At 32.3% G+C, this 17,805-nt stretch carries 20 protein-coding genes and 1 pseudogene; 10 read left to right on the top strand and 11 right to left on the bottom strand.

Annotated elements, in window-relative coordinates; all coding sequences use genetic code 11:
• Positions 1–70: 70 nt before the first annotated feature.
• Positions 71–1,435, bottom strand: coding sequence for a sulfatase-like hydrolase/transferase (locus EI427_RS03290; protein WP_126611592.1), 1,365 nt, complete (start codon positions 1,433–1,435; stop codon positions 71–73).
• Positions 1,436–1,767: 332 nt separating this feature from the next.
• Between EI427_RS03290 and EI427_RS03295 the strand changes: the two genes are divergently transcribed.
• The 4 genes from EI427_RS03295 to EI427_RS03310 all read left to right on the top strand — a co-directional run bounded on the left by EI427_RS03295 (position 1,768) and on the right by EI427_RS03310 (position 4,451).
• The gene (locus EI427_RS03295; protein WP_126611594.1) at positions 1,768–2,289 is read left to right on the top strand and encodes an FKBP-type peptidyl-prolyl cis-trans isomerase; all 522 of its coding nucleotides are present in this window, start codon (positions 1,768–1,770) and stop codon (positions 2,287–2,289) included.
• A 126-nt stretch (positions 2,290–2,415) separates the two neighbouring features.
• Complete coding sequence (locus tag EI427_RS03300) at positions 2,416–2,937, top strand: FKBP-type peptidyl-prolyl cis-trans isomerase (RefSeq protein ID WP_126611596.1); 522 nt, start codon at positions 2,416–2,418, stop codon at positions 2,935–2,937.
• 2 nt (positions 2,938–2,939) lie between these two features.
• Positions 2,940–3,146, top strand: coding sequence for a YwbE family protein (locus EI427_RS03305; RefSeq protein ID WP_126611598.1), 207 nt, complete (start codon positions 2,940–2,942; stop codon positions 3,144–3,146).
• A 27-nt stretch (positions 3,147–3,173) separates the two neighbouring features.
• Positions 3,174–4,451, top strand: coding sequence for a DEAD/DEAH box helicase (locus EI427_RS03310; protein ID WP_126611600.1), 1,278 nt, complete (start codon positions 3,174–3,176; stop codon positions 4,449–4,451).
• A 455-nt stretch (positions 4,452–4,906) separates the two neighbouring features.
• Here the strand turns inward: EI427_RS03310 and hpt are convergent, their stop codons facing one another.
• On the bottom strand, positions 4,907–5,452 hold the full coding sequence (gene hpt, locus EI427_RS03315; RefSeq protein WP_126611602.1) for a hypoxanthine phosphoribosyltransferase: 546 nt from the start codon (positions 5,450–5,452) through the stop codon (positions 4,907–4,909).
• Positions 5,453–5,658: 206 nt separating this feature from the next.
• Here hpt and EI427_RS03320 point away from each other — a divergent pair, with 206 nt between their 5' ends.
• From EI427_RS03320 to EI427_RS03330, 3 genes are read left to right on the top strand one after another with little or no spacing between them, the layout of a single operon-like run.
• Entirely contained in the window at positions 5,659–6,258 is a 600-nt protein-coding gene (locus EI427_RS03320) for a hypothetical protein (protein ID WP_126611604.1), read from the top strand.
• A 46-nt stretch (positions 6,259–6,304) separates the two neighbouring features.
• Positions 6,305–7,165, top strand: coding sequence for a hypothetical protein (locus EI427_RS03325; RefSeq protein WP_126611606.1), 861 nt, complete (start codon positions 6,305–6,307; stop codon positions 7,163–7,165).
• Between the two features lie 3 nt (positions 7,166–7,168).
• On the top strand, positions 7,169–7,732 hold the full coding sequence (locus EI427_RS03330) for a hypothetical protein (protein WP_126611607.1): 564 nt from the start codon (positions 7,169–7,171) through the stop codon (positions 7,730–7,732).
• Between the two features lie 54 nt (positions 7,733–7,786).
• Here EI427_RS03330 and EI427_RS03335 read toward each other — a convergent pair whose 3' ends face one another.
• From EI427_RS03335 to EI427_RS03365, 7 genes and pseudogenes are all read right to left on the bottom strand, one after another.
• Positions 7,787–8,644, bottom strand: a complete 858-nt coding sequence (locus EI427_RS03335) for a DUF4249 family protein (protein WP_126611609.1) — start codon at positions 8,642–8,644, stop codon at positions 7,787–7,789.
• Positions 8,645–8,648: 4 nt separating this feature from the next.
• On the bottom strand, positions 8,649–11,237 hold the full coding sequence (locus EI427_RS03340) for a TonB-dependent receptor (RefSeq protein ID WP_126611611.1): 2,589 nt from the start codon (positions 11,235–11,237) through the stop codon (positions 8,649–8,651).
• Positions 11,238–11,330: 93 nt separating this feature from the next.
• Positions 11,331–12,836, bottom strand: coding sequence for a helix-turn-helix domain-containing protein (locus EI427_RS03345; RefSeq protein WP_170178383.1), 1,506 nt, complete (start codon positions 12,834–12,836; stop codon positions 11,331–11,333).
• Between the two features lie 348 nt (positions 12,837–13,184).
• The gene (locus tag EI427_RS03350; RefSeq protein ID WP_126611615.1) at positions 13,185–13,535 is read right to left on the bottom strand and encodes a hypothetical protein; all 351 of its coding nucleotides are present in this window, start codon (positions 13,533–13,535) and stop codon (positions 13,185–13,187) included.
• A 122-nt stretch (positions 13,536–13,657) separates the two neighbouring features.
• Positions 13,658–13,930 (bottom strand): annotated as a pseudogene (hisE, locus tag EI427_RS03355) (phosphoribosyl-ATP diphosphatase); the annotation flags it as partial.
• 96 nt (positions 13,931–14,026) lie between these two features.
• Positions 14,027–14,266 carry a DUF6952 family protein gene (locus EI427_RS03360; protein WP_126611620.1) on the bottom strand — a complete coding sequence of 80 codons (240 nt, stop codon included), beginning with the start codon at positions 14,264–14,266 and terminating at the stop codon, positions 14,027–14,029.
• The gene (locus tag EI427_RS03365) at positions 14,266–14,583 is read right to left on the bottom strand and encodes a thioredoxin family protein (RefSeq protein ID WP_126611622.1); all 318 of its coding nucleotides are present in this window, start codon (positions 14,581–14,583) and stop codon (positions 14,266–14,268) included. The genes EI427_RS03360 and EI427_RS03365 overlap by 1 nt, the downstream gene beginning before the upstream one ends.
• Before the next feature lie 288 nt (positions 14,584–14,871).
• Between EI427_RS03365 and EI427_RS03370 the strand changes: the two genes are divergently transcribed.
• The 3 genes from EI427_RS03370 to xerD all read left to right on the top strand — a co-directional run bounded on the left by EI427_RS03370 (position 14,872) and on the right by xerD (position 16,766).
• Positions 14,872–15,474, top strand: a complete 603-nt coding sequence (locus tag EI427_RS03370; protein ID WP_126611624.1) for a beta/alpha barrel domain-containing protein — start codon at positions 14,872–14,874, stop codon at positions 15,472–15,474.
• An 81-nt stretch (positions 15,475–15,555) separates the two neighbouring features.
• The gene (locus EI427_RS03375; RefSeq protein WP_126611626.1) at positions 15,556–15,864 is read left to right on the top strand and encodes a hypothetical protein; all 309 of its coding nucleotides are present in this window, start codon (positions 15,556–15,558) and stop codon (positions 15,862–15,864) included.
• Positions 15,861–16,766 carry a site-specific tyrosine recombinase XerD gene (gene xerD, locus EI427_RS03380; RefSeq protein WP_126611628.1) on the top strand — a complete coding sequence of 302 codons (906 nt, stop codon included), beginning with the start codon at positions 15,861–15,863 and terminating at the stop codon, positions 16,764–16,766. Before EI427_RS03375 ends, xerD begins: the two co-directional genes overlap by 4 nt.
• Before the next feature lie 62 nt (positions 16,767–16,828).
• Here xerD and EI427_RS03385 read toward each other — a convergent pair whose 3' ends face one another.
• Both EI427_RS03385 and EI427_RS03390 read right to left on the bottom strand, forming a co-directional pair.
• Positions 16,829–17,206, bottom strand: coding sequence for a DUF1987 domain-containing protein (locus EI427_RS03385; RefSeq protein ID WP_126611630.1), 378 nt, complete (start codon positions 17,204–17,206; stop codon positions 16,829–16,831).
• A gap of 12 nt (positions 17,207–17,218) precedes the next feature.
• Positions 17,219–17,767 carry a SiaB family protein kinase gene (locus EI427_RS03390; RefSeq protein ID WP_126611632.1) on the bottom strand — a complete coding sequence of 183 codons (549 nt, stop codon included), beginning with the start codon at positions 17,765–17,767 and terminating at the stop codon, positions 17,219–17,221.
• Positions 17,768–17,805: the final 38 nt, after the last annotated feature.

Consider the following 17,805-nt stretch of genomic DNA (forward strand, 5'->3'; position numbering starts at 1 on the left):
AAAATGAATTAGCTGAGCTTTTTTTGTAAGTTAAGTTTATCAAGTATTAAAATGAATTAGTATAAATATCTTAAAATAGAATATTGGCATTTCTAATAGAATCACCAATTACTATTAATTTATCTTTTGCTGTTGTTTGCTCTGTTGTCATGGTTCTTCTTATATAATTTATACTTTCGTAAGGGTCTTCAGAAAGATCAAAGAACTTCTCATTTCCCTGTTCAGTAAGCATGTATTTATACGTACCGTTGTAAACAGTGTATCCATTGGTTGTTTCAGAATAATTAAAACTTCTATCCGAAGGGGTGTCATCTACAAGGTTTTGATAGAACGATTGACTATCATGAATTGATGTAGTAGAAACACCAGCTATGTTTCCGATTGTAGTAAAAAGATCTGTCACATTATGCATACCATTGTCTGTGCCAATTCTTATAGAAGGTCCAGAAATGAAAAATGGTGTATTAATTCCGCCTTCATGTAAACTGCCTTTTACTTGTCCTTGTTCGTAAGGAGTTTGTGCAACTTGAGCGTCTACACCATTGTCTCCTAAAATAATTATAACTGTATTTTCTAAATCTGGAATAGTAGACAATAGTCTAGAAAGTTCTGTATCTAAAGCCTCTATACTTGCTAAATAATAAGGGAGAGGGTTAGCATCTATAGTACTTTGATTATCCGTTAATGTACCTTGATAATGTAAATTAGATGGGGGAGCATGAAAGGGAGTATGAGGAGCCGTATAGGCAAGCCATAAAAACCAAGGTTGTTCTTGTTCATCAATCCAATCAATTGCTAAATCTGTAAATTTAGTAGTAATATAAGTATCTTCAATAGCAGTTGTATTTTCACCATCAGATAATTCCCAATCGTAATAACTACTCGTGCCACCTTCCATTGTACCCATATAATAATCAACACCATAGTTTAAAGGACTATCCATATTTCTTAAACCAGATAAATGCCACTTTCCAATTAAAGCAGTACTATAAGTATCGTTTGTATTGTCTCTTATGTATTTATGAAGAGTAGTTTCTGAAGAAGACAATACTTCACTAACAGCTAAAACACCATTATTAGAAGGGTATTTACCAGTAATTAATGAGGCTCTAGTAGGAGAACAAGCAGGGTTTACCCACATATTATTAAATAATAAACCAGAATTAGCAATAGAGTCTAAAGTAGGAGTATTTGCGTAAGTTACTCCTTCAGAATAAGTGCTTAAGGCATCTTTCCCAATGTCATCAATTAGTACTAATAATATATTTGGATTGGAGTGAATAACAATATCTTCTTCGATGTTATCAGCTATAGAATCTTCTACAACAATTTCATCTTCCACTTCTTCAATAATTTCAGAAAGATCATCTTCAGCTTTTTGAGTACAAGCTGTAAAAAGTAACGAAAGGATAAAAAGTAATCTTATACTAGCCATAGTCTGTAAGTAAAAATAGAATGTGTTTGTAATAGTAAAGGCTTGATATTGTTGTTTGTAATCAATTTCTAGCAAAAAAATAGAGGAAAACTCTTTTTAAGAATGAAAATTACCTAAAAGTAGGTAAGATTAGGAAGTAAACAAATGGTTATATTTGTCTATCAATCAAAGAAATTAATTCCTTACCCACCCAAGAACAAGTGATGCACATAAAGAGTATCACTTTTTCTTTTGTATAATCTCAAGAATCTTCACAATAAACGTTTCTCAATTTCATTTTCAGTACGTTAACAGTTTTATTCTGTGTACATTTGTAAAAAATTATAAAGATAATGAAAGCAACAAAAGATAAAGTAGTCTCTTTAGTTTATAAATTGACGAGCGAAAATGCGGAAGGCGAACTTTTACAAAGCGTAGAAAAAGAAGAAGCATTTGACTTTTTATTCGGACATATGGATGTTCTTCCTGATTTCGAAGCACAATTAGAAGGTAAAGAAGCAGGATATAAATTCTCATTTGGAATCTCTAAAGATGATGCTTACGGAGATATTCAAGAACAAGCAGTAATTAAGATTCCTAAAGAAGTCTTTAATATTGAAGATAAGGTTGAACAAGACGAATTATTACAAGTTGGTAATGTTTTACCAATGGTAGGTCCTGATGAAATGCCAATGGAAGGTGAAGTGAAAGAAGTACATGAAGACCATGTAGTTATGGACTTTAACCACCCATTATCTGGTATTAACTTATACTTTACAGGAGAAATTCTTGATGTAAGAGATGCTACGAAAGAAGAGCTTGAAGAAGCAGTTAATGTAGAAAATGTAGATGGTGTTGAAGGTTTAGACTTATAATACGTCAACAACATTAAAAATATATAATAACAAAGCTTTCTACCGATGAATTTATCGGAGGGAAGCTTTGTTTTTCTTATGAATCTATTTGTTAGAAATTACTTTTCTAACTGAAAGTTGAATAACATGGGAGAATTAAAAATTACAGATGGGCTTGTTGTTTCTATGACGTACAAATTGTACGAGAACGATGCAAACGGTAAGTTTATAGAAGAGGCACCTAAAGAAGATCCTTTCTTGTTCTTTGTAGGAGCAGGTGGTGTATTACCAAAGTTTGAGGCTGCTCTACTTGGTAAAAAGGAAGGTGAGAAATTTCAATTATCACTCAAAGCAAATGATGCTTATGGACAGATAGTTGAAGATTACAGAAATGTAAAAGTAGATAAAAATGCTTTTGGATTTGCTGATAAGGAAGAAGAAGAAGCAATGTTACAGATGGGACATATTCTTTCTGTTGCAGATCAAGATGGAGATGTATATGATGGCTTAATTACTAGTATTGGTAAAAAAGATGTTACTATGGATCTAAATCATGATTTAGCAGGTAAAGATCTGTTTTTTGATGGAGAAATTATCGAAGTTCGCGAACCAACAAAAGAAGAAGAAGATTTTGATGGTGAGGGAGTAGAAATTATGCCTTCAAAATAATTATGGACGGAAAGAAAAGAAGTAACATCAAAATAGGCGGTCATGTAAATATCGTCTTAAAAGAAGATCAACGTACAGGAGATCTTACAGAAGGTTTTGTAGACAAAATACTTACAAAATCTCCTAATCACCCTCATGGTATCAAGGTTCGTTTAGAAACTGGAGAAGTTGGCAGGGTAAAACAAATTTTGGAAGACGGAGAATTTTAATTTTGTCTCCAAAGAGTCGAAAGAACTATGAAGTTTGAAAAGTATAATATCTCTGCAAGTTTAAAGAAAAGCTTAGCAGAAAAAGGGTTTAAAAAACCTACAGATATTCAGTTTAAATCTATTCCTCCTATTTTAAAAGGAGAGGATGTTTTGGCTATTGCGCAAACAGGTACTGGTAAAACAGCGGCGTTTGCTATTCCGATAATGGAAACGTTGTTGAATAAACCTTATAAAGGCAAGAATAAAAGACATATTCGTTGCTTAGTAATGGCACCTACCCGTGAGTTGGCTATTCAAATAACAGAGGTGTTTGAATCTTTGGGGCAATATACAAAGCTAAATATTCTATGTATCTACGGTGGTGTAGAACAAGAATCTCAGATTAAGCGATTGAATGAAGGCGTAGATATATTGATAGCTACACCGGGTAGAATGTTCGATTTAAATTATCAGGGTCATGTTGATTTAAGTAAAACAGAAATTCTAGTTTTAGATGAGGCTGACCATATGTTGGAAAAAGGATTCTTGAAAGACATCCAAGATGTAATTCGTCTCCTTCCAAAATACCGTCAAACCTTGTTTTTCTCTGCAACAATTGATGAGGCAATTAAAAAATTAGCTTATTCATTGGTTAGAAATGCAATTCGTATCCAAATTTCACCAAAAGATCCCGTCTCTAAAAATGTTAGACACGGTGTTGGTTTTGTGGATATGGACGATAAACGTTTCTTTTTAGAGAAGATTGCTAAAGAACATCCTGATGAAAAAATATTAGTATTTGTTCGTACTCAAGTACGTGCAGAACGTGTATTTAAAGCTATGGAGAGGGTTGACTTGAAAACAGTTACTATCCATGGTGGTAAAGATCAGAAAGAGCGTGCAGAGGCAATGCGTTTGTATAAAACTGGAGAAATAAAGATACTGATTGCTACAGATGTTTCTGCTAGAGGTATTGATATTCCAAATGTACAATATGTAATTAATTACGATATGCCAGATGTTCCTGAAAACTATGTACACCGTGTTGGTCGTACAGGTAGAGGGGTAGAGAAAGGTGACGCAATATCATTCTGTTCTGATGGTGAAAAAGAACTCCTTCAAGAAATTGAAGAGTTTATGGATAAAAAGATTGCTGTTGTAGAAATAGCTAGAGGAGATTATGCAAATATTGTTGGCTTCTCTGAACAAAAATCTACGGATTGGAAAACAGTAATGAAAGAGATTGCCCACGACAAAGAGGAGTATAAGAAAATCAAGAGTAAGGCAGTCAGAAAGAAGGCAAAGAAAAAAGCTAAGAAAAAATAATATTTAGTTTTTAAAAAAATAGAAAAGGGATATTCATTGTTGTGAATATCCCTTTTTGTATACTTATAAACTACTCTTTATACTTTTATATAAGTAGTAAACGATTGCAAAATTTAAGAGGACTTTCATATTTTCACCAAACATTTTACCAAATTCTATACCCTGTTCATAGGGAGGAAGATAAATAATAGAATTACTTGTAAGGCATACTTCTATAACTGACGCAACTAATAGTACGAGTAGTAATAAGGCTATTTGTTGTTTTGGTAATTTTTGAACATTAATTTTTAAATTCATAAGGCAATTAGTTTAGCTTTTAAAAGAGAGTAGTTTTTTGCTTTTCAAAAATATAAATAAAACAGACAAAGTGCAAGTTGTTGATAATTAACGCATTAAAAAAAGGCTACCTCATGTTATCATGAAATAGCCTTCTAAATATAATAAGATCTAATTGCTTAGATATCTTTTAAAACTAAAATTTCTGGAATATTACGACCAAATCCATCGTAATCTAATCCGTAACCTACAACAAATTTTGGATCAATTTCAAATCCAACATAATCAATTGTCATAGGTATTTTTAAAGCTTCAGGTTTAAATAATAAAGAAACTACTTTTACAGAAGCAGGTTCCATTACCTCAAGATCTTTTATTAAAGCTTGCATTGTACGTCCCGTATCAACAATATCTTCAATAATTACAATATGTTTTCCTTTAACAGCTTGTGCATTAAAGCCAATCAATTGTTTTACTTTTCCAGTACTTTCAGTACCCTCGTAAGAAGCATATTTTACAAAAGATAGATCCATAGGAAGATCAATTTCTTTTACTAAGTCTGATGCGAACATGAAAGAACCATTCAAAACGCTAATCATAAGAACATCTTTACCTTGATATTCTTTAGTAATTTCAGCTCCTAATTGACGATTACGTTCTGCTATTTGCTCTTTACCAATAAAAGGAACAAATTCTTTATCTAATACTTTAGTGACTTTAGCCATGAGTGTATCTATGAGACAATATTTTTATCCTTACTCAACTTGAGTATGAAATTTAAAGAACAAATATAATACACCAATTTTGATTTTAATTGTGAGTATTTCCTAAATAACTAGATTATTAGAAGTCTTTTGGAAAATTCAATGTTTTAAGGCAATTTTATATATACATTTTATTAAAAACAATATCAACCCCTTAATAACTCATTATGTCTGATCAAGATAAAACAGGTTTCTTCGCAAATTTTGTGAACAATATTGAGGATTATATCAATAATCTAGTTACACTAGAAATAAAAACTGTAGTTGGTGACTTTAAATTAGAAGGAGACGATAACAAAGTTGTTCCAAAAGGAAAGTCAGATTTTAAAATAATGAATAGTGAGATCCATCTTCTAAAAGGAGATATCACTTCTTATGTCAGTAATGATTTAATTCAAGATCGTTACGCATGGGTTAGAGACTATCATGCTCAAAAAGAGGCACACGGACATAAAATTATTGGAGATAATATAAAAGCCGTCTATAGTTTATTTGAGCTATACAACCAAACAAAGTCTGTTGAAGTACCAGAAAATAGTAACTTCTCTACAGCGGCAGTAGGTACAACTTCTGCTCAACCTGTACTAAATTCTCCAGAATCTTTTGACCCAACTGTTGTTGCAGGAGAAACTTCTACTGCAGAAACGTTTGAGAATACAGCTTTCGATCCTTCGGCAACTGCTGCTAAGGTAGATACAGAAGCTCCTGCAATAGATTTTGATTCACCTGCAGACGGTTCTGATAAAAAAGAAGAGCCAAGTTCATAATACGAACGGAATTATCATTTTATCTCAACTAACCTAGACACAACTTATGGAGCAATCCTTAAAATCATTAGCGAGTGAATTATTAACGCTAGAAGTCAATACTATATTAAAAGAGAATACGACAGGAGCAAAGATGCCTGTAAATAAACGTATGGCTCTAAGAGATATTATTGAAAGATACAAACAAACATTAGTGGAGTATGGAGTTTGCGAAATAGCAAAAGGCAATCCTCCAGCTAAAGATGGCGCAGGTAAACCAAAGTTTTTATTGCGCTTTAAAGGTGCAGGAGAATACTCATTTTATGAGGTGAAAAGAGCGGCACATCAAGGTAAACAGTATTACGAAAGTTTATTACCTAAAATGCAGACCGAAGAACAGTTAGAACAGCTAAAAGAACGTATTCAACTACTTTATAGAATAGAACGTCAGAGCTCAAATTTCATTGGTATGTTCAAATTAGAAAGAACAAAGATGAAAATTGATGAACATCAAGGTTTAGCAGGGTATGACAACGAGTTTAAAGCACCTAAAGACATTGGAGAATATGCTCCTTATCCTTCTCAGATGGGGTCTATTAAATGGAATAATGATATTTTCTTGCATGAGATGAATACGGTTAAACCTTTGGATTTTGATTCTGAACAAATTACACAAATTCGTAAAGCTTGGGAGTTAGGAACGCAACAAGTTTTGTTGCAAACTGTAGTACAAATAGATGGAGATATAACTTCTTATCTTACGCCTAAGTTTGTGAAATTACCTGATGGTTTGAGAGATATGGTAATGAATTTTCATCAATCTTCTACCAACGAAGCTACTGCACATTGGAGTTCTTTCTTTAAGGTAATTGCAGACTTAACAGGTAAAGCATTTTCTTCTGTTTTTGGAGGAAATAAAGACGCTTAAAGTATGATTAACGAAGCATCCTTTAAAGCTAAACTGAAAGAGCTTTATACCGCTAAAACTTCTGCAGAACTATTAATAAAAACGTTTAGAGATGGAGGGATAGAAGTTATTACACCATTAGTTTTAGAAGATGGTACAGAGCATGAACTAAAAACAGTGATTCAGCTCGATGCTGATATTATAAACTACATCCCAAATCTTTCAGATACAGTATTAGTACTAAATGCTAGTAAGCTAAAAAGAGCATTAAGAAGGCATTGGTACGAAGTTGAGTTTTGCTTTTTTCAGTTACAAACAAATCAAACATTTTGGAACGCACTTTCAGATGGATTGGTCGTATTTATTAATGCTTGTGTTTTAATTTATGCTATTGATATAGAAGACCTAGTACAATCAATTATTTCGTTAGGCTTTGCAAGTATTTCAGTTTCTTTACGAAGAAAAATACAAGAATACTTATCTCCTTATTTAATTAGATTAGGCTTTAAATTTTATAAGCTAGGCCAGAAATTTTCATCAAAATGGATAAATACAAAGAAAAATGAGATGATGGATAAATTAGCTTAAGTATACCTAATTATTAGACTTGAAGCATTGTACTTACAAAAGAAGAAATTAATATTAGAGCAAAGAGTCCTTTACTACTAGAATATCAGAGTCTTCAACACTTTCTAAAGAAAAGAATCCGTAAGAAAGGTCTCCAGCACTACTAATGAAATTTGATGGAGGATTCTCAACGGTATTGTTTGTTCCAGATACATCAATGATATTATTAAGAGTAACATAGTATTCATAGGTTTCATTTTGAATTGATTTAAAATGAACCTGAAGTGTATCAGTAGGTAAAAATGAAGTTTGTGTGTATTCTATATGTACAGATTTTCCGTCTACACCAACATCACTAAATAACGGTACTTTAGAAGTATTTAGCTCTTCAAAATTACCATTTCTTTTTCTGCTCACCCTCCAACTGTAAAAGTTTCTAATGTTCTTTATATCAGTAAAATAGATACGTAGTAAATAACTATTAAAAGAATTATCATCTTCAACAAAACGAATAGAATCAATTAAAACTTTACTAGGTACCGTCATTTCAGCTTGGTATATAGTATCTTCTTCAGCAAGATTACCTGGTAAGTAAACGAAGAAATCGTAAGAATCTCCATTTATTAATTTCATATCTGTAGGTGCAATGTAGACAGCTCCAGTAGGGTTTGAAACTTGCAAAGAGAAATTAAAACTTTCCGAAGAATTTTTCTTATCAAGAACTACTGTTGCATTTTCTATAGCAGGAAAACCGCCAACTGTATTAAATGATAAACTTTTTGAAAGGATAACCCTAGATATAAACTGACTCGACGATACATTAGCATCTATAGTTGTTCTTGGATGTCCTTCTGGTAAATCTAATACAATTGGTTCTTCGCAAGAATAAAACGAAATAAGGAATAACAGGAAAAAAATGGAATACTTGTTCATTTCCTTAAAATTTGAAATTATAACTAAACGAAGGTAAGATACTAAATAAATAGACTTTTACAGCTTCTAATTCTTCTGGGTTAGATTGGCTAGATCGAAAAATATAAGAATAGGTGTTTTTTCTAGCGTAGATGTTATAAATAGAAAAATTGAAACTACTTTCGTTTTTCTTTCCTTTCGTCATCATACGGTAAAAAGTTAATGAGATATCTAAATGGTGTGTACTAGGAAGTCTAGAACTATTCTTATCGCCGTAAAGAGGAATTAAGAACCCATCTTTATAATATTTACCTATTGGTGCTGTATAAGGTCTTCCAGAAGCATAATTCCAAACAGCAGAAAATTGTAATTGAGGAGTGATCTGAAATGAGGTAAGAAGATTAAAAACATGTCTTTGATCCTGATTAGTAGGATGCCAAGAAGCATTATTAATCTCCTTGAAATTATTTAGAGAAAAACTATAGGTATAACTTAAAGACCCTGTCAGCTTTCCTTTTCTTTTTCTAACTATTGATTCAATACCATAACTTCTTCCATCTCCAGAAATGACATCAGTTTCTATCTGATCTGTAATTACATATCTACCATTTGGCTTAAATTCCAATACATTTTGAGAGGTCTTGTAGTAAGAATCTATAGAGAAATCGTACTTCTGATCTTTAAAATCAATTAAATACCCCATAGAAATCTGGTTGTTGATTAATGGAGCTATATACTTGTCAGAAGGAATCCAAACCCCAGAATTACTTGGTAAATTAGAAAGAGATAACTCTTGAGAATACTGTGTCATTCGGTCAAAAGAGACACGGAACGACTGGTTTTTTGCAATAGCTACACTAAGAGATAACCTTGGATCTAATGTTTGGTAATTATGATCAAATTTTATGGAGTTGTTGTATACAGTATCAATTACCTGACTTGATATAGATTTGGCCTCACTTTCATAAGGATCAACATCATAAATATATTCTCTTTCATTTTCAATATTATCAAAACGGGAATACCTAAGCCCTAAACCAATTTTTAATTTGTTATTAATATTCCACTCATAATCCATATAAGCAGAAGATTCTAGCGCTCTAATTTTTTGAGGTTCTGTAGGGTTAATAATCGACACATCCTCATAAGGTGTAATGCTTCCTTGATTGTAAACGTGGGCAACAGTTTCAATACCTGCTTTTAACGTTATAAATGGAGAGAAATATTGTTCTATTCCATACTTTAAACCATAATCATTTAGTTGATAAGTAGTTCTATAACTTGTTTCTGGTACAGAGTTAACAATGTTAGAAACATCATAAATAGTATACCATAATGTTAAATCGCTATATGTTTTTGGCGAGAGGAGTGAAGACCAAGAAATGTTTCCAGTGTTATTTCCCCATTCACTAGAAGATATATTCTGAAAAGAAAGACGGTCTCTACTAAAATAACTTGAAGCTGTTAAAGTGTTATTCTTATTAATTTGATATTTAAACTTTGAGCTTACATCATAAAAAAGAATAGTATTGACATCATTGTCCTGACCTATTTGTAGTAAGTCTGTATAGGGTCTTCTACCAGAAATAATAAACGATGCTTTATCCTTTTTAATAGGTCCTTCTAAAGTTAGATTGGCAGATATAGTACCAATACCTCCAGACACTCTAAAACGCTGATTATTTCCTTCCTTTAAATGTACATCTACAACAGAAGAAGCTCGACCACCATATTGAGCAGGAATACCACCCTTGTATGTGTTTACGTTTTTAATACTTGATGTATTAAAGATCGAATAAAAGCCTAAACTGTGCGTAGCATTATATATGGGCACATTATCTATCAAGAATAAGTTCTGATCTGTGCCTCCTCCTCTAACAGATAATTCGCTACTCCCTTCGTTAGGGCTTTTAAAACCAGGCATTAATTGCAATGATTTGATAATATCACTTTGCCCTAAAACCATAGGAAGCTCATTTGTTACTTCAGGACTTACTGCGGTTATGTTACTTAGTTTTAAGTTACCCTCATAAAGTTCTGAGTTACTAGATAGGATTACAACCTCTCTAAGTTTAGTATTTAGAACATCTAAAGATACAGAAAGGTTAGTGGCATTATTTACATTAATAAGTGTATCTAACTCTTGAAAACCTAGTGACTTTATTTTGATGGCATACTTTCCCATTGGAACGGAAATAGAGTAGAAACCATCAAAATTACTTACTGTACCAATTTCTAAATCTTCTAGGTAAATAGTAGCACCAATAACGGTTTCGTTCGATGTGATATCTCTAATAAAACCATTAATAGGATATCTTGGAAGTAATCGACCTTCTTTAGAATCAAGAGGTATTCTTTTGACTACGATAATCACATCACTTCCAATGATTTTATAGTCAAGAAATTTCCCTTTAAACATCGTTTTTAAGACATCGTCAACGGTAGCATCTTCACTTTCGAAGTTTACTTTTTTGACAATAGGGAGGTTATCATCACTATAAATAAAATTCAAACTACACTTCTCAGAAATTAATGCAATAGCATCATGATAAGAAGTGTTCTTGAAATTAAATGCATAATGATCTGGTTTTTCTTCTTGTGTATATCCAAGCAATGATATACAGAAAAAAAACAGAGAAAGTATTAATTTTTTATTTAGGTAATTGTAAGTCAAATGTTCACTTTAATCTGAAAAATAAAAGTTTTTCTAAGATACAACACCTTTTCCTAAAAGAGACTCTAAAGCAACCATTCTTTCTTTCTCTTTTTGTTCTTTTTGTAAAACTACTGCTTCAGAAGCTCTAACAGAACAGTCTGTAGAAGGGCATCTTTCACATGTTTCGTTTACAAATTCCATACGAACTTTTTCAGATTGCCATAATTTAGATTTCTGCTTAAAGTTGTCGTCCATCAAGAAACCAATAGTTATACTTGTATCAATTGTTTCTTCAACTAATGGTAGTGCACGTGCTACGCTAATGCAGAAATACTCTTTTCCGGAGGTGATATATTTAGAAACTTGGGCATCGCATAAATATTTATTTGTAGATCCTTCTTTTCTAGTTTTTACTAAATCTTCAAATATTTTGAGTGATATCCATCTACGGCAATAGTGTTCACTTAAAACAGTACCGTGAGGGCTATGTAAACCATCTAAATGTAATTCTTTTGTTAAAGAATATCTGTTTTCTCCAGGTTTATGATCAAGACGTAAGAAGAAGATCTTATTTAAGCCAAAATGCTTAGGTAAGATACTCATCATTCTATACATAAAAGTTTCTGGAGATGTATTGTGCTTTAAAATTAAATCAATAAAATGCTCACTAGAGAAGCTGTTACTATTGATAATTGCATCTATATCTTGAATTAATGCTTCTTCTGGAACAAGAACAGCACCTGCAAAATAAGTAGCCATGTAATCGTTAAATAACATGTCGAACGATTTTACTTGCATCCAAGAGTAAGTGTTTGAACGTTCAGAAAGTTTTAGCACTTGGAAAGCCGCTTCTCTTGCATAAATGAAGGTACGTCTTCTTTCATTTAATTTTTTATTAATAAGAAGGGTCGGGTTTCCATCTGCACCAATTCTTAAAATTGAACGGAACGTATCTAAAGCTTGGTGTTCAGATAATTCTTCTTCGTCAATTGTATAATTACAAGTTCCCTTAAGAAAACGTTCTAATTGTACTTCTAAAGACTCATCTGTTGTAAGAACATTTGTTCTAAATTCTTTGGCAGCTATTTCGATTTCTTCAAAATAGTTATCATGAATTTCTTGGTAAGATCTTAAAACAGAGAAGTAGAAGTTTTCTACAGTTAAATTATAGTTTCTAGAAATTTCTACAATTGTATTAATAAATGCAGAGAGTTTTGAAGGAGCGTCTGACATTAGCTCTAACAAGTTTCTAGGTTCCAAACCAAAAACATCCAAAGGAAGTTCTTGAAGTATATTGGAGTTTAATAGTTTTGATATTGCACCTAATTTTTTTGAAATCTTTAATGAAACAAGTTCATCGTAAGTAACATTTAATGCAGAAGCAAGAGCTGTAATTTTATTACGTTTAGGATATTTCTTCCCTTTCTCTATCTCATTAATATAAGACACAGACATTTCAGCTTTTTTTGCTAACTCAGACAAAGATAATTCCTTTTCTTGTCTGTGCATTCTGACTTTTAATCCAAAAATGAGGCGAATATTTTCTTCTAATATCACTGGTATATATACTTTGGCGGACTTGGTTACTTAATTTCTGTTTGTGTGTATCTAAAGATACTGCTTCCAAGTTACAAGTTCAAAACTGACTCGTAAACTTGAAATAAGGTAATAATTGCAAAAGTAGGACACTTTTTGTGAAATACTGTGCTTTTTGCGAATTTTCGCTTTTAAATTATATTTCGTTTGCTTAGCTTTGTAGCATCAACATTAAGATACTGATTTGTTGAGCTATCAATTTCTACTTCAAGAAAGACATTACGCTAATAATCAGATATATAATTTTTCGTTTTCGAAAAAAGGCTACCTTTTCAGAGGGTAGCCTTTTTTGTTGATGTATTACTTTTACTAAGAAGCAAAGAATACAAACAAGCCACTAACAAAAACTAATAGACCTGCGGCTGCAATTGTTGCTGTACCATAGGCAACCAAATCTTTGGCAATATTACCTTTTGTAGGATTAATCATAGTCCCGTAATGGCGAGTTGAGAACGCTAAACGAACTCTTCTTTTTTTATCTAAAGACCATTTCACCATATCAGTACTCACCTCCAATACTAAATCAAAGTCTTGCCTTAGTTCTTCGTCTAAAGTAAGATTACGTAAAAAACGCTGATTGTCGAGATGAGAAAGTTTACCTTCTAGATAATCTTCTATCATCACGATATTTTGGAATGATAATGATTCTAAGGTTTTCATGATGGTTACTGGGTAGGTATAAATGTTTTCTATGTATTAAGTTAATCGGTATCAGAGGTAATTGTTTTAGAAATTATTACTTGATAGAATTAATATAAAGAAAAACAAGCATACTTTATAATTTACTTGTGACGTTCTTCTAAAATTTTAGTCACATCTTCTAAACTGTAACCTTTTGCACGTAATAGTACAATATAATGGTAAAGTAAATCAGCAGCTTCGTTTAAGAACAACTCTTCGTTATCATCTTTAGCTTCAATAACTACCTCAACGGCTTCTTCTCCTACCTTTTGAGCAACTTTATTAATGCCCTTAGCAAACAAACTACTTGTATAAGAAGAGTCAGATGGATTATCGTGTCTATCTTTAATTGTTTGTTCTAACGATTCGAGAAATTTTAGTGACATATCGTATTTTTTAGAAATTTGTTACTTACTGATTGATAAAGGTACAATTTTATCAATCAGTAAGTAATTAATTTCACAGATTAATTATGAAATTGATCCTCTAACCATAGAAGTATATGCTCTTAGAGCAACTTTAAACTTTTCTCCAGCTTCAACTTTTTCTTTTATCCAAACAGCAGCAAACGCATGTGTTAGTTGTTCACCTTCGTCATCGCCTCCAATTTCAATTGTAGGAGTTTGCTCTTCAGATAATGCTTCTTCTGCAGCTTGTAATTCTTGTAGAGAGTAATTTTCTACGAGTTTTTTTATAATAGGTATTTTCATTATTTCAATTTTTCTATTAATTCAACAACTGCGTCTTCTTTAGACATAGGCCCACCTTCTACTAGTTTGCCATCTTTAAAAATAGCAAAGAAGGGTAAATTGTTTACACCTGCTAAAGCTCTTGCATTTGGGCTTTCTTCTGCATCAATATCTAAAAAAGCGATTCCTTCAAAACGCTCATCGTTAGCCAATCGCTTGTATTTGGGTTTGAACAAACGACAACTTCCACACCATCCCGCAAAATATTTTACAACAACTTTATCGTTTGTTTTTAATAGTTTTTCGAAGTTGATATCATTTGCATCAATTACTGCCATGTGTTTTTAATTTTGAGTGTGTAAAATAAAATTTAAGTCTAATCTACTCCTAAGAAAGTAACCTGATTGTATGAATAACAAAAGGTTTGAAATCTTTATCAGAATTTATAGAAAATACCATTAATAACCCTCTAAAAATAGGGATTTTTCACTTTTGTAAAGATACATTGTGTAACTACACTTGACAAACTACTTTTTATCTTTTTGGTTTCAATCTATTTTGCAACCTTTGTAGAAGAAAAGTAATTATTGAAACAAAAGAGGGCTTCCCTCAAGAATAAAAATAAGATGGCACTAAAAACTCGTGTATTCGTATCTGATGTTGATAATTTAGGAGATGGAAGATATTGTGCAGGAATGGGCGTAGAAATGATTGGCTTCCCAATAGAAGCGTCTCATAAACGTTATGTTTCTCCTGATAAGTTTAAGGAAATAGCTGGATGGTTAGCGGGAATTAAATTTGTTGGAGAGGTATATGAATCTGCTGAAATTAATTTTGATGATTACGAAGCTATCGACGTAGTAGTTACAGATAATGCAGCATTAATCAACGATTTATCAAAAAGTACTAAACCACTTATTTATAAAATTGCAGTTTCTGATTTTGATGAAGCAGAGCAGCAGATGTCTCTTTTAGATCATCAGGTAGATTATTTCTTGTTAGAGTTTTCAGAAGAATTATCGGAAGAGTCAATGAAGAAGATTCATGCTTTGACGGAAGAATATAAAGTATTTATTGCAGGAGGTTTTAATGAAGACTCAGTAAATACATTATTAGAAACAGCAAAACCAGAAGGGATTGCCTTAAAAGGTGGTTCTGAAGTAGCTGTTGGCATAAATACATTTGATGGATTAGTAGAAGTGATCGAAGCCATTGAGGATTGGTCATAATTATTAATTATCATATTTAGAAAAAACATCGATTTTTATTTAAAGTCGATGTTTTTTCTTTTTCATAGCGTAAATTTCAGTATGTATTTAGAAGCATGGAATAGATTAAAGGATCGTTTTGAGATAGAAGAAACGTATAAACCCCAAACGTTTGGAGATGCCGCAGATAAGTTATCTGAGTATTTTGAACATTTGCTGCGTAACGATACATCTAAATTAATGAACGGGTTATACCGCATTGATATAAAAGAAGATTTAGTAAAAGAAGCTTTTGCAGAAGGAAACATGGCTGATATTGCAGATGCTTTGGCTCGTTTAGCGCTCCGAAGAGAATGGGAAAAACAAAAAATGAGAGAACGTTGGTCTAAAATGGGAGGTAGCGATTTATGAATTGGAAAATAACCATTAAGGATTACGCAATGTACCTTAGGCTAGAAAGAGGTATGTCTAAGAATACAATAGAAGCCTATATTCGAGATGTAAATAAATTGCTAGAATACCTTGAGCTTTTAGAAAGCGATATTCTACCAGAAACACTCTCACAAGATGAGGTGCTGTTATTTATTAAATATTTAGACCAAGAGTTTCATTTATCTACAAGGTCTCAAGCAAGAATTCTATCTGGTATAAAATCTTTCTATCAATTTTTAAATGAAAGTGATCAGACAGAGAACAATCCTGTTGAGTTATTAGAATCTCCTCGATTGCCTCAAAAATTACCAGATACCTTGGAGATTGAAGAAATAGATCAGTTAATTGATGCTATTGATTTAACAACCTATGAGGGGCGCAGAAACCAAGCAATTTTGGAAGTACTCTATGGTTGTGGTCTACGTGTATCAGAATTAATACATCTAACCTTAGACGGTTTATTCTTTGAAGAAGGATTTATAAAAGTAGTAGGGAAAGGAAATAAAGAAAGGTTTGTACCAATTGGTGAAGAGGGTATGAAACAAGTAAGTTGTTACCTAGAACACGACAGAGGAACAAGAACTATAAAAAAAGGTTCTGAGAATATTTTATTCTTAAACAGGAGAGGAGCACTACTCACAAGGGTAATGATTTTTACAATTATAAAGCGTTTAGCTGCACAAATTGGTTTAAAGAAAAATGTTAGCCCACATACGTTTAGACATTCTTTTGCTTCTCATATGGTAGAAGGTGGTGCAGATTTAAGAGCTGTACAAGAAATGTTAGGGCATGAATCTATCACAACTACAGAAATTTATACCCATTTAAATAAAGAGTATTTACAACAGGTAGTTACGGAGTTTCATCCAAGAGCACAATAAAAAAAGGCTCTTACATTCTTAAATGCAAGAGCCTAATTAAAATATTTTAAGTTAAGTAGTTTTTAGTAAGCGATAAGGTTGAAAGTAAGTTCAACATCATCAGCATATTCCTCACCACTTTCTAGCATATCTACGTCGTTTTCTTCGTAGTACCAGTTAACAGTAACTTTACCTTCTTTATCATTTTGATATTCTTCTAATAAAGTAAGAATCTCTAAAAATCTTCTAGAAGATGACGTATTGAAATACGACATTTTAAAGTTCATTGTTACTTCTCTACCGTCTTGTTCTAAGAAATCTTCTAGCCAGCTAAAGATAGGGCCAAAAAACTCAGTAGTATATTCGTGGTATGATTCTCCTTCTAATTCTAAAACACCTGTTTCAGCATTGAAGTCTATTCTTGGTATATAGGTAGATCCGTCAATATGGAAGTTTTCCATGCTTTAATACGTTTATAGTTCTTTGTTAACTCTAACTGATAATATAAAAAATGATCTAGTCTCGTCGTAATCTTTGATATTTATTTCGATCGGATTACCAGACTTTCTAACCATATCAATAAAACCGAGGTTTGCTCCGGGTTTACCTTCACGCTGAGGCATTTTTCTTTGCTCTCTATAAAAAGCTTTTAATTTATCAGCGTCTAATCCGTTGATATAATTTGCTCTCTCGATCAATGGAGGAACTTCGTGTTTATCTATACAGTTTCCAGAAGTAATCACATAATGTTGATCATCTTCTGCAACAGCTACAATTCCCACGCCAATATCTCTTCCATCTTTCTCAGAGTATTGTTTTTCTGCAGAATAATGGTGAATATTTTGTGCCATCTCAATGACAATTGCAAATAGTCGTTTTGCTATAACCCTACTTTCGGGAGTGTTACGTAAACTTTTACCAATTAATGCCAGAACATCTTGAGAAAAGATGCCTTGAAAAGCCAAAGAAATTTTCTTGGCAGACAATTGCTGCTTGAAAGTTTTTACGCTAAAATGCTCCATGTACGCCATAATTCTACAGGCCGATTGCGTTTATTCGT

It is taken from the genome of Flammeovirga pectinis, from assembly GCF_003970675.1.
Lineage (GTDB): Bacteria > Bacteroidota > Bacteroidia > Cytophagales > Flammeovirgaceae > Flammeovirga > Flammeovirga pectinis.